The sequence below is a fragment of the Azospirillum sp. B510 genome (assembly GCF_000010725.1).
In the GTDB taxonomy this organism is placed as follows: Bacteria; Pseudomonadota; Alphaproteobacteria; order Azospirillales; family Azospirillaceae; genus Azospirillum; species Azospirillum lipoferum_B.
Genome location: NC_013857.1, coordinates 598429 through 622804 on the forward strand (window position 1 = coordinate 598429; position 24376 = coordinate 622804).

At 66.8% G+C, this 24376-nt stretch carries 21 protein-coding genes; 6 read left to right on the plus strand and 15 right to left on the minus strand.

Annotated elements, in window-relative coordinates:
- Positions 1–7: 7 nt before the first annotated feature.
- The 6 genes from AZL_RS27010 to AZL_RS34860 all read right to left on the minus strand — a co-directional run bounded on the left by AZL_RS27010 (position 8) and on the right by AZL_RS34860 (position 3463).
- Positions 8–697 carry a hypothetical protein gene (locus AZL_RS27010; RefSeq protein WP_042445742.1) on the minus strand — a complete coding sequence of 230 codons (690 nt, stop codon included), beginning with the start codon at positions 695–697 and terminating at the stop codon, positions 8–10.
- Positions 698–1008: 311 nt separating this feature from the next.
- Complete coding sequence (locus AZL_RS27015) at positions 1009–1638, minus strand: MarC family protein (RefSeq protein WP_012977578.1); 630 nt, start codon at positions 1636–1638, stop codon at positions 1009–1011.
- A 6-nt stretch (positions 1639–1644) separates the two neighbouring features.
- On the minus strand, positions 1645–2229 hold the full coding sequence (locus tag AZL_RS27020; RefSeq protein ID WP_012977579.1) for a GNAT family N-acetyltransferase: 585 nt from the start codon (positions 2227–2229) through the stop codon (positions 1645–1647).
- Between the two features lie 39 nt (positions 2230–2268).
- The gene (locus AZL_RS27025; RefSeq protein ID WP_012977580.1) at positions 2269–2961 is read right to left on the minus strand and encodes a DUF2161 domain-containing phosphodiesterase; all 693 of its coding nucleotides are present in this window, start codon (positions 2959–2961) and stop codon (positions 2269–2271) included.
- Positions 2958–3182: a CcdB family protein gene (locus AZL_RS37720; protein WP_086935482.1), complete on the minus strand. Its 225-nt coding sequence runs from the start codon at positions 3180–3182 to the stop codon at positions 2958–2960. Before AZL_RS37720 ends, AZL_RS27025 begins: the two co-directional genes overlap by 4 nt.
- Before the next feature lie 95 nt (positions 3183–3277).
- The gene (locus AZL_RS34860; RefSeq protein ID WP_086935483.1) at positions 3278–3463 is read right to left on the minus strand and encodes a type II toxin-antitoxin system CcdA family antitoxin; all 186 of its coding nucleotides are present in this window, start codon (positions 3461–3463) and stop codon (positions 3278–3280) included.
- A gap of 189 nt (positions 3464–3652) precedes the next feature.
- Here AZL_RS34860 and AZL_RS27030 point away from each other — a divergent pair, with 189 nt between their 5' ends.
- On the plus strand, positions 3653–4783 hold the full coding sequence (locus AZL_RS27030) for an ISAs1-like element ISAzs15 family transposase (protein ID WP_012974918.1): 1131 nt from the start codon (positions 3653–3655) through the stop codon (positions 4781–4783).
- 61 nt (positions 4784–4844) lie between these two features.
- On the opposite strand, the gene scpA is transcribed toward AZL_RS27030, so the two are convergent.
- The 3 genes from scpA to AZL_RS27045 form a co-directional block, all read right to left on the minus strand.
- Entirely contained in the window at positions 4845–6998 is a 2154-nt protein-coding gene (gene scpA / locus AZL_RS27035) for a methylmalonyl-CoA mutase (RefSeq protein ID WP_012977581.1), read from the minus strand.
- A gap of 141 nt (positions 6999–7139) precedes the next feature.
- Positions 7140–9140 (minus strand): acetyl-CoA carboxylase biotin carboxylase subunit, encoded by a 2001-nt coding sequence (locus tag AZL_RS27040; RefSeq protein WP_012977582.1) that lies wholly within the window; start codon positions 9138–9140, stop codon positions 7140–7142.
- Positions 9141–9151: 11 nt separating this feature from the next.
- Positions 9152–10684, minus strand: a complete 1533-nt coding sequence (locus AZL_RS27045) for an acyl-CoA carboxylase subunit beta (protein WP_012977583.1) — start codon at positions 10682–10684, stop codon at positions 9152–9154.
- A 231-nt stretch (positions 10685–10915) separates the two neighbouring features.
- Between AZL_RS27045 and AZL_RS27050 the strand changes: the two genes are divergently transcribed.
- The 3 genes from AZL_RS27050 (at position 10916) to AZL_RS33655 (ending at position 16883) form a co-directional block, all read left to right on the plus strand.
- Positions 10916–12376, plus strand: coding sequence for a helix-turn-helix domain-containing protein (locus AZL_RS27050; protein ID WP_012977584.1), 1461 nt, complete (start codon positions 10916–10918; stop codon positions 12374–12376).
- 134 nt (positions 12377–12510) lie between these two features.
- Positions 12511–13389: a response regulator gene (locus tag AZL_RS27055; RefSeq protein WP_012977585.1), complete on the plus strand. Its 879-nt coding sequence runs from the start codon at positions 12511–12513 to the stop codon at positions 13387–13389.
- A 446-nt stretch (positions 13390–13835) separates the two neighbouring features.
- A complete protein-coding gene (locus AZL_RS33655; protein ID WP_012977586.1) occupies positions 13836–16883 on the plus strand; it encodes an autotransporter domain-containing protein in 3048 nt (1015 codons plus the stop codon).
- 79 nt (positions 16884–16962) lie between these two features.
- On the opposite strand, the gene AZL_RS27065 is transcribed toward AZL_RS33655, so the two are convergent.
- From AZL_RS27065 to petA, 4 genes are all read right to left on the minus strand, one after another.
- Complete coding sequence (locus AZL_RS27065; protein WP_012977587.1) at positions 16963–17514, minus strand: DUF924 family protein; 552 nt, start codon at positions 17512–17514, stop codon at positions 16963–16965.
- A gap of 112 nt (positions 17515–17626) precedes the next feature.
- Positions 17627–18388, minus strand: coding sequence for a cytochrome c1 (locus tag AZL_RS27070; RefSeq protein WP_012977588.1), 762 nt, complete (start codon positions 18386–18388; stop codon positions 17627–17629).
- Positions 18388–19656, minus strand: coding sequence for a cytochrome b (locus tag AZL_RS27075; protein WP_012977589.1), 1269 nt, complete (start codon positions 19654–19656; stop codon positions 18388–18390). The genes AZL_RS27070 and AZL_RS27075 overlap by 1 nt, the downstream gene beginning before the upstream one ends.
- A gap of 28 nt (positions 19657–19684) precedes the next feature.
- Entirely contained in the window at positions 19685–20254 is a 570-nt protein-coding gene (petA, locus tag AZL_RS27080; protein WP_012977590.1) for a ubiquinol-cytochrome c reductase iron-sulfur subunit, read from the minus strand.
- A gap of 271 nt (positions 20255–20525) precedes the next feature.
- Here petA and AZL_RS27085 point away from each other — a divergent pair, with 271 nt between their 5' ends.
- Together AZL_RS27085 and hemF are read left to right on the plus strand one after the other, a co-directional pair.
- Entirely contained in the window at positions 20526–21023 is a 498-nt protein-coding gene (locus AZL_RS27085; RefSeq protein ID WP_012977591.1) for a tRNA (cytidine(34)-2'-O)-methyltransferase, read from the plus strand.
- Positions 21020–21895, plus strand: coding sequence for an oxygen-dependent coproporphyrinogen oxidase (gene hemF, locus AZL_RS27090; RefSeq protein WP_012977592.1), 876 nt, complete (start codon positions 21020–21022; stop codon positions 21893–21895). The genes AZL_RS27085 and hemF overlap by 4 nt, the downstream gene beginning before the upstream one ends.
- 15 nt (positions 21896–21910) lie before the next feature.
- Here the strand turns inward: hemF and AZL_RS27095 are convergent, their stop codons facing one another.
- Positions 21911–22249 carry a hypothetical protein gene (locus tag AZL_RS27095; protein WP_042445746.1) on the minus strand — a complete coding sequence of 113 codons (339 nt, stop codon included), beginning with the start codon at positions 22247–22249 and terminating at the stop codon, positions 21911–21913.
- Between the two features lie 107 nt (positions 22250–22356).
- Complete coding sequence (locus AZL_RS27100) at positions 22357–24351, minus strand: PP2C family protein-serine/threonine phosphatase (protein ID WP_012977593.1); 1995 nt, start codon at positions 24349–24351, stop codon at positions 22357–22359.
- Positions 24352–24376: the final 25 nt, after the last annotated feature.

Below are 24376 nucleotides of genomic sequence, written 5' to 3' on the forward strand. Positions count from 1 at the left end.
CCACCCCTCACGCCGTTCCTTCCGGTGTCATCCCGGCCAGTCCGCCATCCACCCGCACCGAAGCCAGGATCAGCGCATGCCAATAGAGATCCAGCAGGGCCGCCGGCATGCCGCCCTGCTCATGCCCCTCCATCGGCAGGATCGCGGCGGCATGGGCCAGCGCCGCGGTGGCGGCGTTGGCGCTGCGCGACACCGCATCGCCCAGCAGCCCCAGCGTGTGGCCGAGTGCCGCGGCGTCGAAGCGCAGCAGGGCCGGCGGAACCGTGATCTGCGCCTCGCCGCCGCGCAGCCGGCCGACGGCGATGTAGACATGCAGCAGGTCGGCGCGCTCCTCCGGCCGCAGCAGGGCGGCGACGATGCGGTTGCCGGTCAGCGGGCCGTTGCCGTCGAACTCATACATCGCGGCGCGCTCGCCCTGGCGGGTCGCGGCGAGAGCGGCGAGCCGGGTGGCCGGCGGCTCCGCCGCCCGGCGGTTGGCCTCGTCGAACAGGGCGGGATGGCCACCTCCCTCGCTCAGCACCACCAGCGGCGCGTCGGTCGCCGCGGCAGCGGCCAGCAGCCGGGCCAGCACGGCGAAGGGGTCGTTTTCCGGCGGATGGTTTTCCGCCAGATCGCTGCCCGCCGCATCCGCCTCAGCCTCCAGCAGGCCGGCGCCGCGACGCAGCATGGCCTCGGCGAAGCTGATGTCGATGTCCATGGCCGCGTCCTCCCTCCCGTGCGATAGAGCCCCTTTTAGAGTCTGTCTGGTGCCTATTGAAGCTCCAGACAGACTCCACGCTTTTGGCTTCCCGTGCGATTCACGCTTCAAGCGACACCGCCTGAAAGGATCACACTCTAGGCCGGGGCGCCCCGCCCGCTCAATGGTAACCGAAGGCGCCCGCCCCCATTCCGCCGAAGAGTCCGGACGAAGGGGCCGCATCGCCCAGGATCGCCCAGGATCGCCCAGGATCCGTAAAGCGGTGGCAGAACTCGCGGCCAAACAAAAGCCGCCCCCTTTGGACGATGTCGTCAGTGGGGCGGATAGACGGCGGTGATGCCGGAAATCACCGTCTGCGCCGCCAGCGCCGCCAGCACGATGCCCAGCACACGGCTGACCGTGTGGATCACCGTGCGGCCCAACAGCCGCCCGACCCGGTCCGCTCCCAGCAGGATCAGGGCCACCCCGCCGATCACCGTCGCCGCGGCACCCAGCACGCTGACCTGTCCCGCCGCAGTGCCGCCGACGCGGTCCATCAGCAGCAGGATCGAGGTGATGGCGCCCGGTCCGGCGATCAGCGGCACCGCCAGCGGGAAGACGGCGATGTCGTGGGCGTCCTCGTCGGTCATCGCCTCGCCGGTCGCCCGCTCCTTGCGTTCGGAGCGCTTGGCGAACAGCATCTCGAAGGCGATCCAGAACAGCAGCGCCCCGCCGGCGATGCGGAAGGCCGGCATCTCGATGGACAGGGTTTGCAGAACGACCTTGCCGAAATAGGCGAAGAAGACCAGCACCACGAAGGCGATGGCGGTGCCGCGCAAGGCGATGATCCGCTTGTGGCGGTCGTCGAAGCCGCGCGTCAGGGCGATGAACAGCGGCACCAGTCCGGGCGGATCGACCACGACGAAGAAGACGACGAGGTTGCTGATGTAGTCCGACATCATTCCACCCTACGGAGTTTCAGTGAACGGATCGGCCGCGACCCGTCCGAACCAGTGGAAATCATGGAAACGCCCCTTGAACCAGGCCCGCTGGCGCAAAACCCCTTCGAAACGGAACCCACATTTCTCAAGCGCACGGGCGGAGGCCAAGTTGCCCGGCAGGGTCCATGCCTCCATCCGGTTGAGCCCGAACAGGTCATGGCCGCAGCCGACGACGGTGCGCAGCGCCTCGGTCATCCGTCCCTGCCCCCACCAGTCTGGATGCAGTTCATAGCCGATACCGCCACAGAACCAGTCCCGGATGAAATAATTATAGCGGATCGCGCCGATGAAGCACCCCGTGCCGCGATCCTCCACCACCCAGGAACATCCCGTCCCCTTGGAAAAGGCCTCGGACATCCTGGCGACGTCGTTCTCACACTCCGTCACGGTCGGGGCGTCCGGCCAATTGGACAGCCGCGTCACCTCCGGAATTTGCATCAGAGCATGGAAAGCCCGCGCATCATCCGGCCGAAACGCCCGAAGGCTCATGCGGTCGGTCCGCAGATGGGGAAACTCGGCCACGCTGGACATCGGCACCGGCAAGCCCCCCATTCGACGCGCCGCCGATCATAAGCTCTACCGCAACGCCCGTCATCCCTCGGCCAACGCGTCGGCGAATTCCGCCAGCCCTCGCCGTCCCGCCGGGGTCAGCGCGTAAGTACCGCGCCCGACCCGCTCGAACCAGCCATAGACGTTGCGCAGCAGCATCGGCCCGACATCCTTCGGCGCCCCCGCCTTGCGCAGGGCGGCGACGCCGAGCGGCCCGTCGCGCAGCAGGCGGGCGATGCGCAGCGCGTCCTGGCGGTAGGCGGTGACGATGGCGACGCGGGTGGAACCGCCCCGGTTGGGATCGCCGACCCGGCGGGCATGTTCGCCCAGCAGGCGGCCGGCGCGCTTTTTGTCCTTGCGCGGGGTATAGGGGATGGGATCGAGCAGCACGGTGACCCGCCGCCCCTCGGCCAGCCCCGGATCGACCATCAGCAGGCCAAGCCCCAGCCGGCGGCAGAGCTTCTTCACATCGCCGTCCAGCGGCGACGCCCCGGTCGCCTTGCGTCCCGGCTGCGGCACGGCGAGATAGACGCTGTCGCTGAGCGCCAGCCGATCCACCCCCTGAAGCACGAGCTCCAGCGTGAAGCGCTTTTTCAGCTCGACGATCACCGGCGGCTCGGCCCCGCGCGTGGCGACGAGATCGCACCCATGGATCTCCGCCTTCACGTCATAGCCCTGGTCTTCCAGAAAGGCCTTTACGGGTGCGTAGAGGTCGGTTTCGGCGGTGATGGTCAAAAGTCGCCTGTCAGGACGTCGATGGCACGGCGGATCAGAGACTGCGATTCCGTCAATGACACCACAACGGGACCAATGTCAGCGACCGATACAGCCGCCATCTCAGGCGTCATAACGACAAACGGCTCTTCAAGGATGGTAACGACAGGCATCACGTCTTTTATGCGTGTCGGAGCCTGCTGTATCCGCCTTAGCGGAATGACAAGTTTCGACAGATGGATGTCAACGAAATCACCCTATACGACAAGCACATAAGGGACCGGATGGGTACGGGAGCCCCGCGCCGCGGGATTGAGGCACACATCCAGGAAACGCATCAGAAGAGCCGTCGACCATCACCAAACAGGCCATTCTTCCGCACATGTTCGTCGAACGCCCTGAACGCCTCGCGATTTTCCTCCATCCAGCGCTGCTTGTCGGCCTCGCCTGGGCAAATCCGCTCACGCTCGCCCGCTCGCCTTAAAAAGCGGTCGCCATCGGGTCTGACTGCTTCAGTCGCCATCGGTCCGCCCCTTCAGATCGCGTCACGGGGTACAAAATAGGACCGTATCCCGAGCATGTCCAGCATCGGGCGGCGGGAACAGGGCAATCGCTTGAAGCGGCGCTTGACGCATCGAGTTTAAACGCGGTTGTGGATTCCCTCTGAAGGGCGGGCATGATTCATAGGAGCCTCCATTGATGGGAGGCAGGTATGGCGGAAGGGGCTGGCAAGTCGCTGTTGGATCACTTCTCGGCGCTGGAGGATCCGCGTCAGGCATGGAAGGTCGTATATCCGCTGCCGGAAATCCTGCTCCTGGTGCTGTGTGCCACCCTGGGTGGGGCGGAGAACTTTGTCGAGATCGAGGAGTGGGGCGAGGATCGCCTGGACTTTCTGCGTCGTTTCCTGCCCTACCGGCGAGGCATCGCCAGCCATGACACGCTCAACGACGTGATGAACGCGCTTGATGGCGAGCTGTTTTCGTCCTGCTTCACGGCGTGGGTGGACGGGTTGCGCGAGGGCGAGCCGGACATCGTCGCCATTGACGGCAAGACCTCCCGGCGCGCTCACGCTCGGGCTCAGGGGCGCAACCCGCTGCATCTCGTCTCCGCCTGGGCCAGCCGACAGCGGCTGGTGCTGGGCCAGCAAGCCTGCGAGGCGAAGTCGAACGAGATCACCGCCATTCCACTGCTGCTGGAGCGCTTGGCCCTGACCGGAGCATTGGTAACCATCGATGCCATGGGGTGCCAGACCAAGATCGCCCAAGCCATTCTCGACAAGGGTGCCGACTATCTGCTGGCGGTGAAGGGCAACTGGCCGATCCTGTGCGGGGAAATCGAGCGCTACTTCAGCGAGGCACGCGACGGCGTATCCGACACGTTCACCACCACCGACGGCGACCATGGCCGGATCGAAGTCCGCCACCATGTCGTCAGCCACGACGTCGACTGGCTGTCCACCGACCGCCGCTTCCCGGGCGAGCCCCGCTTCCCCGCCTTGACCAGCATCGCCATGGTCGAGGCCGACGTCGAGCGGGAGGGTAAGCCCAGCCGAGAACGGCGTTACTTTCTCTCCTCGGCACGCCTCGACGCCCGTCTCCTGGCCCACGCTGTCCGCTGCCATTGGCATGTCGAGAACCGCCTGCACTGGGTGCTTGATGTCGTCTTCCACGACGACCTCTCCCGCTTGCGGTCCGGCTTCGGCCCTCAAAACATGGCCGCCATCCGGCACATGGCCATAAACCTCATCCGAAAGGCCCCAGGCAAACAGAGCCTGACCGTCAAGCGTAAGAAAATGTCCTGGAACGCCGACTACCTCGAAACCGTCATCCGGCAGCGCGGCTAACGTCGGTCAAGCGATTGCCCTGGGCGGGAAAGGGGAAGGCCTTATGCCTCCCCCAACCCGATCACGCCGCCGCCTTCTGCTTGCGCAGGATGCCCAGGATGTCCGACGCCGCCTTCGGAATGTTGGTGCCCGGCCCGTAGATGGCGGCGGCCCCCGCCTTGTGGAGGAAGTCGTAATCCTGCGGCGGGATCACGCCGCCGCAGACGACCAGGATGTCGCCGGCGCCCTGCTTGCGCAGCTCCTCGATCAACTGCGGCACCAGCGTCTTGTGGCCGGCGGCCTGCGAGGACACGCCGATGACGTGCACGTCGTTCTCCACCGCCTGCCGCGCCGCCTCGTCCGGGGTCTGGAACAGCGGGCCGATGTCGACGTCGAAGCCGATGTCGGCGAAGCTGGTGGCGATCACCTTGGCGCCGCGGTCGTGGCCGTCCTGGCCCATCTTCACCACCAGGATGCGCGGCCGACGCCCCTCCTCGGCGGCGAAGGCGGCCACCTCCTCCTGAATCCTCCTGAAGCCCTCGTCGCCCTCATAGGCCGAGCCATAGACGCCCGACACCGAGCGGATGACGGCGACATGGCGGGTGAAGGCCTTCTCCAGCGCGTCGGAGATCTCGCCGACGGTGGCGCGGGCGCGGGTCGCCTCGACCGACAGGGCCAGCAGGTTGCCGGTCTTCTCGGCGGCGGCCCTGGTCAATGCGGCCAGCGCCTCCTGGCATTTGGCCTCGTCGCGGCTGGCGCGGATTTGCTTCAGCCGGGCGATCTGCGCCTCGCGGACGGCGGTATTGTCGATGTCCAGCACGTCCACCCCCTCGGGGTTTTCCGGACGGTACTTGTTGACGCCGACGATCACCTCCTCGCCACGGTCGATGGCGGCCTGGCGGCGGGCGGCGGCTTCCTCGATCAGCAGCTTGGGCATGCCGCTCTCGACCGCCTTGGTCATGCCGCCCATCTCCTCGACGCGGCCGATCAGCTCCAGCGCGGCGTTGGCGAGGCTGTGGGTCAGATGCTCGATATAGTAGGAGCCGCCGAGCGGATCGACCACCTTGGTGACGCCGGCTTCCTCGGCGATGATCAGCTGGGTGTTGCGGGCGATGCGGGCGGAGAATTTCGTCGGCAGGCCCAGCGCCTCGTCGAAGGCGTTGGTGTGCAACGACTGGGTGCCGCCCAGCACCGCCGCCATCGCCTCGATGGTGGTGCGGATGACGTTGTTGTAGGGGTCCTGTTCGGTCAGCGAGACGCCCGAGGTCTGGCAATGGGTGCGCAGGGCCAGCGAGCGGGCATCCTTCGGCTGGAACTTCTCCTGCATCAGGGAGGACCACAGCAGGCGCGCGGCGCGCAGCTTGGCGATCTCCATGAAGAAATTCATGCCGATGGAGAAGAAGAAGGACAGGCGCGGCGCGAATTTGTCGACCGGCAACCCCTTCGACATCGCCGCCCGCACATATTCAAGCCCGTCGGCGATGGTGAAGGCCAGTTCCTGCACCGCCGTCGCCCCCGCCTCCTGCATGTGATAGCCGGAGATCGAGATCGAATTGAACTTCGGCATATGTTGGGAGGTGTACTCGATGATGTCGGCGATGATCCGCATCGAGGGTTCGGGCGGGTAGATGTAGGTGTTGCGGACCATGAACTCCTTGAGGATGTCGTTCTGGATGGTCCCGCTCAGCTTGTCCTGGGAAACGCCCTGCTCCTCCGCCGCGACGATGTAGCCGGCGAGGATCGGCAGCACGGCGCCGTTCATGGTCATCGACACCGACATCTTGTCGAGCGGGATGTCCTGGAACAGGACCTTCATGTCCTCGACGCTGTCGATGGCGACGCCGGCCTTGCCGACATCGCCGACGACGCGCGGATGATCGCTGTCATAGCCGCGGTGGGTGGCGAGGTCGAAGGCCACCGACAGCCCCATCTGGCCGGCCTTGAGGTTGGCCTTGTAGAAGGCGTTCGATTCCTCGGCGGTGGAGAAACCGGCATATTGGCGGATGGTCCAGGGCTTCACCGCATACATCGTGGCGCGCGGGCCGCGGGTGAAGGGCGGGAAGCCGGGCAGCGTGTCCAGCTCCATCCCTTCCAGGTCGGCGGCGGTGTAGAGCGCCTTGACGTCCAGCCCCTCCGGGGTCTTCCAGACCAGCTTGGAAATATCTCCGTCGGCGCCGAGATCCTTGGCGGCCAGCTTGTCCCAATCGGCAAGGGTCTTCTGCGGGAACTCGGTCATCGACGCCTCCTGGGGCTTCTTAATCGCGCTGGTGAAACTGGCGGTGCGCTTCCTCCCGATGCGCCCCCTTCCGGCGCTCGAAGGGCCGGAAGGGGGGCAGGGGTACGCTTCCTCTCGTTTACGTTTCTTATTGTTATACGGTTACGCGAATTCCACGATCTTCTGATCGACCGCCAGGCTGCTGCCCGGGGCTGCGTGGATTTTCGCGACCGTCCCGTCCTGCGATGCTCGCAGAATGTTCTCCATCTTCATCGCCTCGACCACGGCCAGCACCTCGCCGGCCTTGACCTCCTGGCCCTCCGCCACCGCCAGCGACACCAGGAGGCCCGGCATCGGCGACAGCAGGAACTTCGACATGTCCGGCGGCGCCTTCACCGGCATCAACGCGTCCAGCGCCGCCGCCTTCGGCGTCAGCACCTTGACGACGGCCTGGGCGCCGCCGTGGTGCAGACGATAGCCGATGCCGACGCGGTCGATCTGGACGCAAACCGCCTGGCCGTTCACCGTGCCGTGGAACAGCGGCTCGCCGATCCGCCAGTCGCTCAGCACCGTATGGTGCCTGCCGCCGATGTCGACGGTATAGCCGATGCGCCGCGCGCCGGCATCCGCCGGGCGAAGATGCACCCCATGCTGGGCGCCGTCCAGCACCACCACCCAGTCGTCGCGCACCGCCGCCTTGCTGCCGGGCAGCTTGCCGGAGATCTGGATGTCGCGGTCGTTCAGGCTGCGGTGGATCACCGCCGCCACCGCGATCAGCACGGCCGGATCCTCCGGCGGCAGATCGGAAGCGTGGAAGCCGTTGGGATATTCCTCGGCGATGAAGTTGGTGGTCAGCCGTCCGTCGACGAAACGCTGGTTCGCCATCAGCGAGGCCAGGAACGGGATGTTGTGGCTGACACCGCGGATGTAATACTGGTCCAGCGCCTCGCGCATCCCGGCGATCGCCGCGTCGCGCGTCTGCCCCCAGGTGCAGAGCTTGGCGATCATCGGATCGTAATACATCGAGATCTCGCCGCCCTCATACACGCCGGTGTCGACGCGAACCTGCTGGTCGGCGGCCGGCGGCCGATAATGGGTCAGGCGGCCGGTGGAGGGCAGGAAGTTGCGGAAGGGGTCCTCGGCATAGACGCGCGCCTCGACGGCCCAGCCGTTCAGCTTCACGTCCTCCTGGCGGATCGTCAGCTTCTCGCCATAGGCGACGCGGATCATCAGCTCGACGAGGTCGAGGCCGGTGATCAGCTCGGTGACCGGATGTTCGACCTGAAGACGGGTGTTCATCTCCAGGAAGTAGAAGTTGCGCTCGGCATCGACGATGAACTCGACCGTGCCGGCCGACTTGTACTGCACCGCGTTGGCCAGCGCCACCGCCTGCTCGCCCATCGCCTTGCGGGTGGCGGCGTCGAGGAAGGGGGACGGCGCCTCCTCGATCACCTTCTGGTGGCGGCGCTGGATCGAGCATTCGCGCTCGTGCAGGTACAGGCAGGTGCCCTGCCCGTCGGCCAGCAGCTGGATTTCGATGTGGCGCGGCTGCTGGATGTATTTCTCGACGAAGACGCGGTCGTCGGCGAAGCTGGAGCGCGCCTCGTTGGTCGCCGAGCGGAAGCCCTCGCGCGCCTCCTCATCGTTCCAGGCGACACGCATGCCCTTGCCGCCCCCACCGGCCGAGGCCTTGATCATCACCGGATAGCCGATGTCGCGGGCGATCATCACCGCCTCGTCGTCATTGGCGATGACGCCGAGATAGCCGGGGACGGTGGAGACGCCGGCCGCCTTGGCCAGCTTCTTGGACTCGATCTTGTCGCCCATCGCCTGGATGGCATGGGCATCGGGACCGATGAAGGCGATGCCGGCGGCGGCCAGCGCCTCCTGGAACTCGCGCTTTTCCGACAGGAAGCCATAGCCGGGATGGACGGCCTGGGCGCCGGTCTTCTTGCAGGCCTCGACGATGCGGTCGATCAGCAGATAGCTCTGGGCCGACGGGGCGGCGCCGATATGGACGGCCTCGTCGGCCATCTCGACATGGAGCGCGTTCCTGTCGGCGTCGGAATAGACCGCGACGGTCTTGATGCCCATGCGGCGTGCCGTGCGGATGACGCGGCAGGCGATCTCGCCACGGTTGGCGATGAGGATCTTCTCGAACATGCTGCCGGCCCTCACAGCGGAATGTTGTCGTGCTTGCGCCAGGGGTTCTGGAGCTGCTTGTTCTTCAGCATGGACAGCGCCTTCGTGATGCGGCGGCGGGTTCCGTGCGGCATGATGACGTCGTCGATGTAACCGCGCGACGCGGCGACGAAGGGATTGGCGAATTTCTGCTTGTACTCGTCCGTACGCGCCTCGATCTTCTCGGCGTCGCCGATGTCGCCGCGGAAGATGATCTCCACCGCACCCTTGGCGCCCATCACCGCGATTTCGGCCGACGGCCAGGCATAATTGACGTCGCCGCGCAGATGCTTGGACGACATCACGTCGTACGCGCCGCCGTACGCCTTGCGGGTGATAACGGTCACCTTCGGCACCGTCGCCTCGGCGTACGCGTACAGCAGCTTGGCGCCATGCTTGATGATGCCGCCATATTCCTGGCTGGTGCCAGGCATGAAGCCGGGGACGTCGACCAGGGTCAGGATCGGGATTTCGAAGGCGTCGCAGAAGCGGACGAAGCGCGCCGCCTTCTTGGAGCTGTCGATGTCAAGGCAGCCGGCGAGCACCATCGGCTGGTTGGCGACGATGCCGACCGTCGAGCCGTTCATGCGGGCGAAGCCGATGAGGATGTTCTTGGCGTATTCCGGCTGAAGCTCGAAGAAGTCGCCCTCGTCGACGATCTTGAGGATCAGCTCCTTCATGTCGTAGGGCTTGTTCGGATTCTCCGGCACCAACGTGTCGAGCGAGAAATCCTCGCGGTCGAGCGGGTCGGCGCAGGGGCGGACCGGCGCCTTCTCCCGGTTCGACGACGGCAGGAAATCGATGAAGCGGCGCAGTTGCAGCAACGCTTCCACGTCATTCTCGAAAGCCAGATCGGCCACGCCCGACTTGGTGGAGTGGGTGACGGCGCCGCCCAGCTCCTCCGCGGTCACCACCTCGTGGGTCACCGTCTTCACCACGTCGGGGCCGGTGACGAACATGTAGGAGCTGTCCTTCACCATGAAGATGAAGTCGGTCATCGCCGGGGAATAGACCGCGCCGCCGGCGCACGGCCCCATGATGAGGGAAATCTGCGGGATGACGCCCGACGCGTCGACATTGCGCTGGAACACCTCGGCATAGCCGCCGAGCGACGCCACGCCTTCCTGGATGCGGGCGCCGCCGCTGTCATTCAGCCCGATGACCGGGGCGCCGACCTTCAGCGCCTGGTCCATGATCTTGCAGATCTTCTCGGCATGCGCCTCCGACAGCGCGCCGCCGAAGACGGTGAAATCCTGGCTGAAGACGAAGACGAGGCGGCCATTGACGGTGCCGTGGCCGGTGACCACGCCGTCGCCCGGAATTTTCTGGCTTTCCATGCCGAAGTCGATGCAGCGGTGTTCGACGAACATGTCGAACTCCTCGAAGGATCCCTCGTCGAGGAACAGCTCGATCCGCTCGCGCGCGGTCAGCTTGCCTTTGGCGTGCTGGCCGGCGATGCGCTTCTCACCGCCGCCCAGCCGCGCCGCGGCGCGCTTGGACTCCAACTTGGCCAGAATGTCTTGCATCGGGCGTTCCCATTATTTGGCGTCGCGCCGCCTCTCCCCGCTCCGGTGTCGAGCGACGCGATCATTCACCGGAACGCCGCGAATTATTCACAAACTTCGCAGCGCTTCAAACGACCTCTTCGCAAAAAGGTGCGAAGTTGCGAAGCCCTTTGCAAATGCGGCTTTGCGCTTGCTAAGATTGCGAAGAACGGCCGGTTTCCAAGGCCGAGGGGCGGGCGGGATTTTATACGCATGCAAAAGAAACTCTTCCTTGGCTACAAGCTGCGCCGCCTGCGCGAACAGCGCGGCCTGACCCAGGCGTCGCTGGCCAAGACGCTGGAGCTTTCCCCCAGCTATCTCAACCAGTTGGAGAACAACCAGCGCCCGCTGACTCTGCCGGTGCTGATGCGGATCGCCGCCACCTTCGAGCTGGAGCTGTCCGCCTTCCTGGAGGATGAGGACAGCCGGCTGGTCTCCGACCTGCGCGAGGCCCTGGCCGACCCGCTGTTCGCCGGCGCGCCGCTGACCTCCGGCGAGTTGCGCAGCGTGGTGGGGGCGAGCCCGGAACTGGCGCGCCGGGTGCTCAGCCTGCATCAGGCCTATCAGAAGCTGCATGAGCGGGTGCAGTCGCTGGCCGACAGCCTATCCAACCGTGAACCCAGCAATCAGGAGGGCGACAGTTTCGCCGGGCCGCAATTCCCCTACGAGGAGGTGCGGGACTATTTCCATTACTGCAACAATTACATCGGCCCGCTGGACGAGGCGGCGGAACGGCTGTGGGATGCCGAACAGATCCATTCCGGATCGCTGCTGAACGAGCTGGCCGCCTATTTGAAGCGCCGCCACGACGTGCGGGTGAAGATCGTCGCCGACGAGGCGGGCGACACCGCCATGCGCAGCTATGACGCCACGACCGGTACGCTGCGGCTGTCGGCCCTGCTGACCAGCGCCAGCCGGGCCTTCCACATGGGCAACCAGATCGCCCTGCTGGAATTCGGCGACCTGATCGACGATTTGGTCGATCAGGCCAAATTCTCCAGCGAGGATGCGCGGTCGATCTGCCGGGTCGGGCTGGCCAACTATTTCGCCGGGGCGCTGATGCTGCCCTACCGTGCCTTCGCCGCCCAGGCCCGCGTTCTGCGCCACGACATCGAACAGCTGCAAAGCCGCTTCTCCGCCAGCTTCGAGCAGGTCTGCCACCGTCTCTCCACCCTGCAACGGCCGGGGGCGCGCGGCCTGCCCTTTTATTTCGTGCGGGTCGACATGGCCGGCAACATCACCAAGCGCCATTCGGCCACCCGCTTCCATTTCGCGCGCTTCGGCGGCGCCTGTCCGCTGTGGAACGTGCATGAGGCCTTCGCCCAGCCCGGAAAGATCCTGGTGCAGTTCGCCCAGATGCCCGACCGCACCGCCTATATCAGCATCGCCCGCACGGTGACCAAGCGTGGCGGCGCCTATTTGAAGCCGTCCCGGCAATTCGCCGTCGGACTGGGCTGCGAGGCGAGCCATGCGCCGGAACTGGTCTATGCCGCCGGCATCGACATCGCCGACATGAAGGCCGCCGTTCCGATCGGCGTCAATTGCCGCCTGTGCGAACGCACCGATTGTCAGCAGCGCGCCTTTCCCCCGATCGGCAGCGAATTGCGGGTGGACGAACACCACCGCAGCTTCGTCCCCTACCTGTTCAACCCGCCGGACGCGCAGCCGCGCTGACGAGAACAGCTTGCGGAGCGTCCTGTTGGCCCACCTCTTGCTGATAAACGGGGGAAGACTGGCGGAAGCGGTGCTTTCGGGCATTCCCGGCGTCGGTCTTTGCAAGCTGCTTCGCATTTTGCCAATGGCGGGCCATGGACAGTGACAATCTGCATCGCGCTCCCAGCCAGCAGGGGACGGATTTCGCCCCGGAGGCGTTGGCCCGCATGCTGTCGGTATCGACCGCGGCGCTGGCCCAGGGACGGGGCGTCGCACTGGAGGTGAGCGTGCTGACCGGAACACCGCCACGTCTGGTCGGCGACGCGGAGACCGCCGGCGCCCTGTGCAACACGTTGGTGGCCAGCGCCATCGCCAGCGCCGGGCCGGGCCGGCTGGCGGTCCGTCTGTCCGCCCTGCCGGCGGGGGAGGAGCGGGTCACCCTGCGCACCGAATTGAGCGGCCATTTCGATATCCGGGGCGAGGGCGGCTTCGGATGGGAACTCGCCCGCCGCCTGCTGACGGCGCTCGGCGCCCAGATCACGATGGAGTTCGCGATGGACGGGCGGCCACGGGCGGTGCTGGACATTCCGGCCGCGCTGCCCTCCCGCGCAACCGATACCGAACGGCTGACGAGCTGGGCACGCTCGCGCGGCGGACGGCTGCTGGTGGTCGACGACAGCGCCACCAACCGCATGGTGGTGGCCGGGCTGCTCGCCAAGGCCGGCTTCTCGGTCGAGACAGCCACCGGCGGAGCGGAGGCGGTGGAGGCCATCGCCCAGGCGCCGGTGCCGCCCGAAGCGGTGCTGATGGATGTCGCCATGCCCGACATGGACGGGGTGATGGCCACCACCACCATACGCCGGCTGGGCGACGAGCGGGCCCGCATCCCGATCATCGCCGTCACCGCCAACGCCCAGCCGGAAGATCGCCTCCGCTGCCTGGCCGCCGGGATGAACGATTATCTGACCAAGCCGGTCCGCCGTGCCGACCTGCTGGGCGCCCTGGAACGCTGGCTGGCGCCGCAGCCGGCCTGAGCCGGCCTGAACCAGCCGGCCCGGATGGGGCCGGCGGGCGCCTCGGGCGGAGTACGGCCACCCTTCCACGCTATCCCGCTGTCACCATGAAATGCGAGACGCCGCGAGCCATTGGCCGGTGATCGGGTTCATGCGGCAAATCGAGTCCGATTTTACCCAATCCAATCCACGCACGGCATCGACCGCCCCCGTACACCGGAATGCCCGCGAGGAGCGGGGGTGTAAGTGCAGGAATGCGACGAATAAGCACAATAATTCGAAGCGGAACAAATTATTCGGCGATCTGTAGGCAAACTGCAACAGGTTTCCGGCAACCCATACAAGCCGATGAACCGAACTTTTGCGCAGATGGCGTCGTCTCCACCGAACTGCGGCGGAGGCTCCGCCGCTACGCTCGAAATACGGTGGAAGCATCGATTTTCTATAATCTATAATAGAGGGATCACATGCGCCATATCCAACTTGGATCCGTATCGCTGCTCGCCATCGCCGTGGCCGGCCTCTCCATGCCCGCCTTCGGACAGACCATCGCCAACTCCAACGCCTCCGCGCTGCTGTCGCCCTTCAGTTCCTTGTCGAGCGCCACACTTCAACAGAATCTTTCGGCGACGGTGGCGGTCAACAACGCCGCCACCGACGCCCAGCGGCTTCAGGCTTACAACGACGCCCTCAATCTCGGGCCGTCCCTTTCGCCGTCCTTCGTCCAATATATCACCGGCACGCAACAATTGAGCGACGGGCTGGGTCCGCGCGCCGGCAAGCTGCTGTCAAGCCTGACCCAGTCGAACACCAAGGTCTCTCCGGCCATCACTCCGGCCGACAAGACGCTGTTCGACACCATCAACCAGGCATGGACGCTGGCACAGGCGGATTCCGAATATAACAAGAACTACTTTGGAAATCAGAACATTCTCAAGAACGCCTACGGCTACAGCCGGTCGGTCAACGGTTATCCGACCAGCACTTCCGGCGATCCGCGGCCTTATTTGGTTTCCCCACAGATCAGGCTCTATACGGGATCGGATTTTCCGAATGCGCCCTACGGTTTGCCGGGCAGCGCCTACAACGGCGTGAATTCCGGGTCGTTCCCCAGCGGCCACGCGACCGGCGGCTACACCTTCTCGCTGGTCAACGCCCTGATGGTTCCGGAGCGCTTCCAGGAATCCCTGACCCGCGGTTCCGAATACGGCTATTCCCGCATCGTCATGGGCGTCCATTACGCCCTCGATGTGATCGCCGGCCGCATCCTGGCCACCTATGACCTGGCCCAGATGCTGAACAACAATCCCAGCTATGTCGGCGCCACGGTCGGCGGCGTCGTCATTCCGGCCGATTACAAGGCCCAGTTCGACCAGGCAACGGCGAATTACCGCAACTCCCTGCAAAGCGCCTGCGGCGCCGGGTCGTTGGCTTTCGGCGCCTTGTCCTCCTGCGTCAACGGTGAAGCCGGTGATCGCTTCAGCAACAAGGCGCAGAACAAGGCGGACTGGACCTATCGCCTGACCTACGGCCTGTCGCCGGTCGGACCGACCACCCTCGCCCCGGTGGTTCCGCAAGGGGCGGAGGTTCTGCTCTCCACCCGCTTTCCATATCTGACGGCGGATCAGCGCCGCGAGGTGCTGGCCACCACGGAACTGCCATCGGGCTATCCGCTTGACGACGGCTCCGGCTGGGCCCGCCTCGACCTCTACGCGGCGGCCGACGGCTACGCCGCGCTGAACAGCGACGTCACCGTCACCATGGATGCCGCCAAGGGCGGCTTCAACGCGGCCGATTCCTGGAACAACGACATCACCGGCACCGGCCGGCTGATCAAGAACGGCACCGGTACGCTGACACTCTCCGGCCGCAACAGCTTCGGCGGCATCCAGGTGAGCGGCGGCACGCTGGCCCTGACCGGCACCGAGAGCTTCAGCGGCGCCAGCCGCGTGGAGGATGCCGGCACGCTGGCCATGGCCATCGACGGCACCACGCCGGGCGCGGGGGCCGGCCATTACGCCCAGATCACCGGCACCGGCAGCGCGACCTTCCTCGCCGGCGGCCTGCTGCGCCCGATCATGGGAACGGAGCTGGCGAACAGCTCGGGCTACCGCAACCCGGCGATCGGCAGCAGCTACGTCATCGTCACCACGGCGGCGGCCAACGGGGTTTCCGGCCGCTTCGCCGGCCTCGCCCCGAGCGCCGCGACCACCGCCATGCTGCTGCCCAACACCAGCTTCGGCGTCGCCTATTACCCGAACGCCATCATTCTCTATGTCGCCCCCACGTCCTACGCCGACGCCAAGGCCACGGGCACCCCGCTCACCGCCAACCAGCAAGCCGCGGCAAGCGCCCTCGACCGCGTCCGCGGGGCGACCGGCAACGGCGTCTCCGCCGACAGCGCAACCAGCATCCTGCTCGCCGGCTTCGGCACCGCGGGCACCGGCGACGCCCTGCGGACGGGGCTGACCACGCTCTCCGGCGCCGGCACTCTCGGCGCCGCTTCAAGCAGCCTGACCGTCGCCCGTGGCATGGGCCAGTCGCTCGGCGCCCGCATGACCCAGCTCCATGATGGCCGCGGCGGCATCGCGGAGGCGGCGTCGCGGGATCTGTTCAGCCTCAATGTCGGCAGCGACGGCGGCGGCATCGAGGTCTCCAAGGCGGCGGCATCCGGCAATGGCGGAGCGCGCGGCATCAGCCCCTGGGTACGCGGCCTCGGCGTCTTCTCGCGCAACTCCGGCGATGGCAACGCGCCGGGCAACCGCGCCACCATCGGCGGCGGCGTCGCCGGCGTCGACCTGGCGGTATCGGACGAGGTCGTCGTCGGCGCCGGCTTCGGCTACGCCCGCAGCCGCACCAGGGGCAGCGACGGTTCCGGCCGGACCGATGGCGACAACTACCAGCTCGCCGCCTACGGCACCTGGACTCCGGGCGCGTTCTTCGTCGACGGCAGCCTCGGCTACACCCTCAGCCGCTACGACACCCGCCGCGACATCGCCGTCGGCGGACTGGCGGCGACCGCCAGCGGCGATACCCATGGCGGTACTTTCGGCGCCGCCATGCGCGCCGGAAAGCGCTTCACGGCCGGCGGCCTCGCCGTGGAACCGGATGTCGGGCTCTCCTATCACCATGTGAGGGTCGACGGTTTCACCGAACGCGGCGCCGGCGCCTTCAATCTGACGGTGGGCGACACCAGGGTGAACAGCCTGCGGAGCTCGCTGGGCGGTCGGGTGGTCGGTCAGGTCAGGACCGAGAACGGACTGGCGCTGGAGCCGGAGGCTCGTGTCCATTGGGAACACGAGTTCGCCGACCGCAACGCCGAAACCACCATGGCGGTGGTCGGACAGCCCTTCACCATCGCCGGCAGCCATGTCGGCCGCGACGCCGCCGTTCTCGGCGTCGGCCTCGCCGGTGTGCTCGGCGACGATCTCCGCCTGTTCACCAATTACGACGCCACCCTTCGCCGCCACCAGACCGACCATGCGGTCACGGTCGGCCTGAAGGCCAGCTGGTAAGCACCCCGCCCCGCCGGCCGCGGTTTCCGCTCCGGCCGGCGGGGCATCCGAAAAGAGACCGCATGATGGGACCGGACGCTCAGAAGGACGCGTCCGGCTCCGTCAGGAACGCCTCCTCCTCCGGCGTGCCGGGGCGGCCGAGGATGGCGTTGCGGTGGGGAAAGCGGCCGAAGCGTTCGATGATCTCGCGGTGGCGCAGGGCATAAAGCACCGTGGTCTCGTCGCCAACCCGCTCGGTGAACAGCGCGACGGAGCGGTCCTGACTCGCCAGATCCTCATGATGCTCATAGGGCAGGTAGAGGAAGATCCGCTCGTCGGTGGTGCATTCCAGGTCGAAGCCATTGGCGACGGCATGGTCGCTCACGCACCTCGCCTTGTCGTCGGTGGCGAAGGCGCGCGGATCGTCACGGAAGATGTTGCGCGGCACCTGATCGAGCAGGACGCACAGCGCGATGCAGCCGTCGACATCGTCGATCCAATGATCGTAATCACCGCGGGCCGCCGCCGCGTGATGCGGGCCCAGCGTGTCGGCGACCGCCCGGTCGAAGCTGGCCGATTTGCGGAACCAATAGGGTTTCATCGCCTCGTCGAACCAGAAATCGACGATCTCGTCGATCAGACTGTCCACCATCCGTCTTCTCCGTCCCCTGCCAGCCGCCCGGACGACATATTTTCCCCAAACAAAACAGGGCGCCCGAAGGGGCGCCCTGTCCAGTCCGAATCGCCTCACCGAACCGTCGGGCTCAGTGCAGCGTGCTCCACAGCTTGCGCTTGGTGGCGTACATCAGGCCGGCCAGCACCAGCAGGAACAGGATGACCTTGACGCCCATCTGCTTGCGGGCGTCCAGATGCGGTTCCGCGACGAAGGTCAGGAAGGTCGCCACATCGTGCGCCTGCTGCTCCACCGTCGCCTTGGTGCCGTCGGCGAAGGTGACGCCGTCGGGTTGCAGGATGTTCGGCATGCCGACCTGATGGCCGGGGAACACCTTGTTGTAGTTCATGCCGTCCATCAGCTTGACGTCGGCCGGCGGCTCCTCGAACCCGGTGAGGAAGGCGTAGATGTAATCCTCGCCGCCGACGCGGGCCTTCGCCATCAACGACAGGTCGGGCGGCAGGGCGCCGTTGTTCGACGCGCGGGCCGCCTGATCGTTGGCGAACGGCGACGGGAAGCGGTCGGCCGGAAGGCCCGGACGCTTGAACATCTCGCCGGCGTCGTTCGGACCGGCCGTCATCTCGTAACCGGCGGCGATGCCCTTCAGCTCGTCTTCCTTGAAGCCGATGCCGGCCAGCGTGCGGATCGGCACCAGACGCATGGAATGGCAGGCCGAGCAGACTTCCTTGTAGATCTGGAAGCCGCGCTGCGCCGCCGCCTTGTCGATGGTGCCGAAGATGCCGGAATGCGGCCAGTTCTGCTTGGGGATATGCACGCCTTCGGAGGCCTGCGCGGCCCCGGCGATGCCGAGAGCCAGCGCCGCCGAGAGGATTGCGGTCTTCAACGCGCGCATCAGGCCTTCTCCATCGGCTTGGCATGGGCGCCGGCGGCGATGCCGCCCCCGCCCTTCAGAACGGACTCGGAGATGCTGTTGGGAAGCGGCAACGGACGCTCCAGCTTGCCCAGCAGCGGCAGCAGGATCAGGAAATGGAAGAAGTAGTAGAAGGTGCCGACGCGCGCGATCAGCAGCCAGGACCCCTCGGCCGGCTGGGAACCGGCATAGCCCAGGATCAGGGCGTCGATCGCCAGGATCCAGAAGAACTGGCGGTAGACCGGACGGAACTTGCAGCTGCGGACCTTGGAGCGGTCGAGCCAGGGCAGGAAGGCCAGCAGCGCGATCGAGCCGAACATCGCCAGCACGCCACCCAGCTTGTCCGGGATCGCGCGCAGCATGGCGTAGAAGGGCAGGAAGTACCATTCCGGCACGATGTGCGCCGGGGTCACCAGCGGGTTGGCCGGGATGTAGTTGTCCGGATGACCCATGTAGTTCGGCATGAAGAACACGAACGCCGCGTAGATGATCAGGAAGATCACCACGGCGAAGCCGTCCTTGACCGTGACGTAGGGGTTGAACGGAACGGTGTCCTGCGGGCCCTTGGCGTCGATGCCCAGCGGATTGTTCGACCCGCAGACATGCAGCGCCGCCGTGTGCAGGACCACCAGCCCCAGCAGGACGAAGGGCAGCAGGAAATGCAGGGCGAAGAAACGGTTCAGCGTCGGGTTGTCGACCGAGAAGCCGCCCCACAGCAGGGTGACGATGGGGTCGCCGACGATCGGGAAGGCCGAGAACAGGTTGGTGATGACGGTGGCGCCCCAGAAGCTCATCTGGCCCCAGGGCAGCACATAGCCCATGAAGGCGGTGCCCATCATGACGAGGAAGATGATGACGCCGAGGATCCACAGGATCTCGCGCGGGGCCTTGTAGGAGCCGTAATAGAGCGCGCGGAACATGTGGATGTAGACGGCGATGAAGAACATCGACGCGCCGTTGGCGTGCACGTAGCGGATCAGCCAGCCGTAATTCACGTCGCGCATGATGCGCTCGACCGAATCGAAGGCCAGCGAGGTGTGCGACGAATATTGCATCGCCAGGAACAGGCCGGTGGCGATCATGATCACCAGCATGATGCCGGCGATCGCGCCGAACGCCCACAGATAGTTGACGTTCCGCGGCATCGGATAGTGATTGTACTCGTGATCCAGCATCGTGAAGATCGGCAGGCGGCTGTCGATCCAGTTCACGACCGGATTCTTGAATTTGGTGGCTTGAACCTGAGCCATCTCGGGGTCTCCAGAACCGTTGGGCCGCTTAACCGAGCCGGATCTTCGCATCGCCGGTGAAGGCATACGTCGGCAGGACCAGGTTGGCGGGGGCCGGGCCCTTGCGGATGCGCCCAGCGGTGTCGTAGTGCGAGCCGTGGCAGGGGCAGAACCACCCGCCATAGTCGCCGCGCGGATCGGTGACCTTCTGCCCAAGCGGCACGCAGCCCAGATGCGTGCAGATGCCGATCACGATCAGCCATTCCGGCTTCTTGACGCGGGCATCGTCGGCGACCGGATCGCGCAGGTCGCCCAGATTGACCGTCTTGGCGGATTCGATCTCCTCGGCGGTGCGGTGGCGGACAAAGACAGGCTTTCCGCGCCAGGTGACCGTGATGGCCTGGCCGACGGCCACGGGGGCCAGATCGACGTCGATGGAGGCGAGCGCCAGGGTGTCGGCCGCCGGGTTCAGGCTGTCGATGAAGGGCCATGCCGCCGAGGCCGCCCCGACAACGCCGACCGCACCGGTGGCAAGATACAGAAAATCGCGGCGGGAACCCCCCTCGCCGCCGGAGGCCGCGTGGCCACCCGTCCCGGGCGGATGCGTGGTCTGAGCCATAAGCCTGTTTCTCCTCAAGGCATGCCCGACGCCCTTTGCCCGCGCCGGACGACCGATGGACCATAATCAATGCATGACACGGCGAACCTGCCCGCCGGAAGGAAAACCCTCAGGCACGCCGCATCCGTCCGGAGAGGGTATCTCCAGCGTCAGGCCTGCGGTATACCGTCGCGTCGACATCTTGAACAGTCCTTGGCCGGGGGACAATTTGTCGCGTGTGCCGGGGCTGACTATTTGTATGCAAAACAAACACTTTGAGGCAAGTCCCGCTTTGCGTCTCGTCCTGTTCGAACCCGATATTCCGCAGAACACCGGCACCCTGATGCGACTCGCGGCGGGGTTGGGCGTCGCTCTCGACCTGATCGAACCTTGCGGGTTCCTGCTCGACGACCGCCGACTCCGGCGCGCGGGCATGGATTATATCGACCATCTCGACTGGACCCGCCACAGCTCCTGGGCCGCTTACTGCGCAACGCCGCGCGACGGGCGGCTGGTGCTGCTCACCACGCGGGCGGCGATCCCCTACACCGACTTCCGCTTCGCCCCCGGCGACCGCATCCTGGTCGGGCGGGAGAGCGCCGGGGTGCCGGACGAGGTGCATGACGCCGCCGACGCCCGGCTGCTCATCCCGATGATGCCGCCCGCCCGCTCCTTGAACGTTGCGGTCAGCGCGGCGATGGTGTTGGGTGAGGCCCTGCGGCAGACCGCCGCGTTCAACCATCGGCAAACCGCCGCAGCCACCGCTCCCGCACAGCCGGATACGCCATGACCGTCGAAGCCAGTGTGATCGAAGACCGCAAGGCCCGCGCCGCCGCCTGGTTCAAGGAGCTGCGCGACCGCATCTGCACCGCCTTCGAGGCGCTGGAGGAGGAGCTGACCGGCACCCATGCCGACCTCCCCCCCGGCCGGTTCGAGCGCAAGAGCTGGACCCGCCCCGACCATGAGGGCGGCGAAGGCGGCGGCGGCACCATGTCGGTCATGAAGGGCCGGGTGTTCGAGAAGGTCGGGGTCAACATCTCGACCGTCCACGGCACCTTCAGCCCGGAATTCCGCGCCACCATCCCCGGTGCGGCGGAAACCGGCGAATTCTGGGCGTCGGGCATCAGTCTGGTGGCGCATATGCGCTCGCCGCTGGTTCCGGCGACCCACATGAACACGCGCCACATCGTGACGACCAAGGGCTGGTTCGGCGGCGGCGCCGACCTGACGCCGATGGTCGCGGACGACCGCGACACGGCCGACTTCCATGCCGGCCTGCGCGCCGCCTGCGACCGCCATGACCCGGACTATTACCCGCGCTACAAGGAGTGGTGCGACCGCTATTTCCACCTGCCCCACCGGGGCGAGGCGCGCGGCGTCGGCGGCATCTTCTACGACCAGCTCGCTTCGGGGGATTGGGAGGCCGATTTCGCCTTCACCCGCGATGTCGGCGCCAGCTTCCTCGACAGCTATGTCACCCTGGTCCGCCGCCACATGAACCGGCCCTGGACCGCCGAACAGCGCGAGCACCAACTGATTCGTCGCGGCCGCTATGTCGAGTTCAACCTGCTCTATGACCGCGGCACCACCTTCGGCCTGAAGACCGGCGGCAACACCGAAGCCATTCTGATGAGCCTGCCGCCCGAGGTGAAATGGCCCTGATTTGATTGGGCAGACCTAACGGCGCCGGCCCATCTGGAGCCAGGGCGCCCAGGCCTGCTGGACCAGCTCGCCCCAGAGCCGCATCGGCGCCATCCACATCTCGACCAGCCCGGTGGCGGATGCCATCGGGTTGGCGTTCGGCTTTCCGAGCCCCGCGAAACCGGGGCCGGCGAGCAGCAGCGGGTTCATTAAGGTGGGGGCGAGCAGATTCGCGACGGCGCCGAAGGACGGGGTGGCGCGAAGCTGGATCGCGATCACCTCCGCCCCATCTTCCCCCGCCTCACGGTGGCGGATCTGGATTTCCAGGTTCGGCAGATGGGCGGTCAGCGTCGTCTCGTCCGGCTTGCGGTCCATGCTCGCGCGCTCCCTTCAGGATCTGGCGGCGCCAGGATAGGGCTTTCGCAACCGCGAAGAAACCCTCTCCGAAGGAAAACGTCGAGACGATCCCGGTGAAAGCCGCTTCAAACCGCTTCCGCCGTCTCCGCCACCGGCAGCAGCCGGCGCATCACCAGGCACACCAGATCGCCGGCGACGGCGCCATCGGTGCCGGCATGGGCCTGGACCGTGCGCAGGACCAGTTCGGTGCGGTCGCGGGCCGACAGGGCACGGCCATGGGCCAGGGCGGCGGCGAGCCGCGCCTCGCCAAAGGGTTCGTGCTGACCGTCGATGGAGCGCAGCACGCCGTCGGTGCACAGGAACAGCGCCTCGTCCTGGGCCAGCACCGTCGTCGCCTCGGCATAGGGGGCGCCACGGCGCACGCCCAGGGCCGGACCGCCGGCATCGGACAGGAACTCCACCGCGCCATCCACGGCGATGCGGCAGGCGCCGCGATGGCCGGCGGCGGCATGGACCAGCGCCCCGGTGACCCGGTCATAGACCGCGACGAAGGCGGAGGCGAAGCCGTTGAACGGGCTCTCGCCACATAGCCGCTCGTTGGCCTGGGTCAGGATCGCCGCCGGACCGATGCCGGAACGGGCGGACTCTCGGATGGCGCCACGCACCATCAGCATCAGGAAGGCCGCCGGCACGCCGCCGCCGGACACGCCGGCGACCACCAGCAGGCTGTGGCGCTCGTCCAGCTCGACCACGTCATAGAAGTCGCCGCTGACCGCATGGCCCGGCACCAGCGTGCCGTAGAACTGGCTGTCGCGCCCCACCGGAAGCTGGCGGGGCAGCAGGTTGGACTGCACGTCGCGGGCGGCGCGCTGCTCCTCCTCGATCAGTTGCTCGGCGGCGGCCAGCTTCTCGCTCTTGGTCTCCAGCTCCGCCCCGCGCATGACCAGCTGGGCGTCGAGGGTCTCCTCACGCGCCGTCGCCTCCATCGCCATCCGGCGGAAAACGCGGGAGAGCCGGCCGAACTCGTCGTCGCGGTCGGCCGCCTCGTTCAGGGAGAGCGGATTGAAGCGACCGGCCTCCACCGCCTTGACCGCCTCGCTCAGCCGTTCCACCGGCGCCATCTGGTCGCGGGCGAAGCGCAGGCAGGCATAGACGCCGAGCGCCAGCACGAAGATGCCGACCAGCCCGCCGATCTTCAGCTGGCGGCCCAGCATCGCCCCCGGCTCGGTATAGGGCACCCGCACCACCGCGACCGCCGGAACGCCGGCGGCGGGACCGGTTGCCACGGCGGGGCCGGCATATTTGATCGGCGCCAGCGCGATCATGCCGGACCCCGACACGCGCAGCGTCACCTCGCCGCCGGGCGCGGCCGCCTTGGCCGCGGCGGTATCCGCCTCGGACAATGGGTTGCCGGCGCCATCGGCCATTACCGCGCCGCGGGCCAGCACCCGCCCATCACGGTCGAGCAGCCAGGCCGCCTCCACCGCGCGGGTGGCGAGCAGCCCGTCGATCAGGCCATCGGTCCCCGACCTGCGCAGGATGTCGCCCAGCCGCCGCACCTCGGCGCCGACCTGGACGATGCGCGGCTTGTCGACACCGGCCACACCGGCGAATTTCATCAGCTTGCCGTTCTCCACCGCCGGCTCCGAGACCTGCGAGGAGGGTGAGCGGTTCAGCAGGCCGGTATAGGCGCCATGACGCGGCCCAGCCTTGGCATCCTGGCCGAACAGCGGGTCGGGACCGGGTAGATTGTGCAGATAGGCGCGGCCACGATTGTCGGTGACCCACATCTCGTCCGGGCCGCCGGCCTCGGCGATCTGCTTCAGCCGGTCGTTGATCGCCCGCGGCGCCAGCTTCGCCGTTTCCGCCAGCGCCACCAGATGGGCGGTCAGCGTCGCCTCCGACAGCAGCCGTTCCGACAGCAGGGCATCCACCTCCTGCGGGATGTCGCGGGACTGGGCGGCGCCGCGGGCGAGCAGGCCGGCGGCCAGCCGCGCCTCCACCTCGATCCGCTCGGTCAGGGCGGCGCGCGTCGTCCAGGCCATCGCCGTGGTCACCGCCGCAACCGCCAGCAGCACCAGACCGGTGACCAGCAGGATCAAACGCTGTTGGAACGTCATGGGATTGCGCCCGCCCCCCTCCGGC

Bases quoted from the DNA above. Each gene is read 5' to 3' on its own strand.
- AZL_RS27020 (WP_012977579.1), bottom strand. From the start codon at position 2,229: ATGGGGGGCTTGCCGGTGCCGATGTCCAGCGTGGCCGAGTTTCCCCAT.
- AZL_RS27040 (WP_012977582.1), bottom strand. From the start codon at position 9,140: ATGTTCGAGAAGATCCTCATCGCCAACCGTGGCGAGATCGCCTGCCGC.
- AZL_RS27055 (WP_012977585.1), top strand. From the start codon at position 12,511: ATGGACAGTGACAATCTGCATCGCGCTCCCAGCCAGCAGGGGACGGAT.
- AZL_RS34860 (WP_086935483.1), bottom strand. From the start codon at position 3,463: ATGGCGACTGAAGCAGTCAGACCCGATGGCGACCGCTTTTTAAGGCGA.
- AZL_RS27070 (WP_012977588.1), bottom strand. From the start codon at position 18,388: ATGCGCGCGTTGAAGACCGCAATCCTCTCGGCGGCGCTGGCTCTCGGC.
- AZL_RS27095 (WP_042445746.1), bottom strand. From the start codon at position 22,249: ATGGACCGCAAGCCGGACGAGACGACGCTGACCGCCCATCTGCCGAAC.
- AZL_RS27050 (WP_012977584.1), top strand. From the start codon at position 10,916: ATGCAAAAGAAACTCTTCCTTGGCTACAAGCTGCGCCGCCTGCGCGAA.
- AZL_RS27065 (WP_012977587.1), bottom strand. From the start codon at position 17,514: ATGGTGGACAGTCTGATCGACGAGATCGTCGATTTCTGGTTCGACGAG.
- AZL_RS27045 (WP_012977583.1), bottom strand. From the start codon at position 10,684: ATGCAAGACATTCTGGCCAAGTTGGAGTCCAAGCGCGCCGCGGCGCGG.
- hemF (WP_012977592.1), top strand. From the start codon at position 21,020: ATGACCGTCGAAGCCAGTGTGATCGAAGACCGCAAGGCCCGCGCCGCC.
- AZL_RS27030 (WP_012974918.1), top strand. From the start codon at position 3,653: ATGGCGGAAGGGGCTGGCAAGTCGCTGTTGGATCACTTCTCGGCGCTG.
- AZL_RS33655 (WP_012977586.1), top strand. From the start codon at position 13,836: ATGCGCCATATCCAACTTGGATCCGTATCGCTGCTCGCCATCGCCGTG.
- AZL_RS27075 (WP_012977589.1), bottom strand. From the start codon at position 19,656: ATGGCTCAGGTTCAAGCCACCAAATTCAAGAATCCGGTCGTGAACTGG.
- AZL_RS27015 (WP_012977578.1), bottom strand. From the start codon at position 1,638: ATGATGTCGGACTACATCAGCAACCTCGTCGTCTTCTTCGTCGTGGTC.
- petA (WP_012977590.1), bottom strand. From the start codon at position 20,254: ATGGCTCAGACCACGCATCCGCCCGGGACGGGTGGCCACGCGGCCTCC.
- AZL_RS27100 (WP_012977593.1), bottom strand. From the start codon at position 24,351: ATGACGTTCCAACAGCGTTTGATCCTGCTGGTCACCGGTCTGGTGCTG.
- scpA (WP_012977581.1), bottom strand. From the start codon at position 6,998: ATGACCGAGTTCCCGCAGAAGACCCTTGCCGATTGGGACAAGCTGGCC.
- AZL_RS27010 (WP_042445742.1), bottom strand. From the start codon at position 697: ATGGACATCGACATCAGCTTCGCCGAGGCCATGCTGCGTCGCGGCGCC.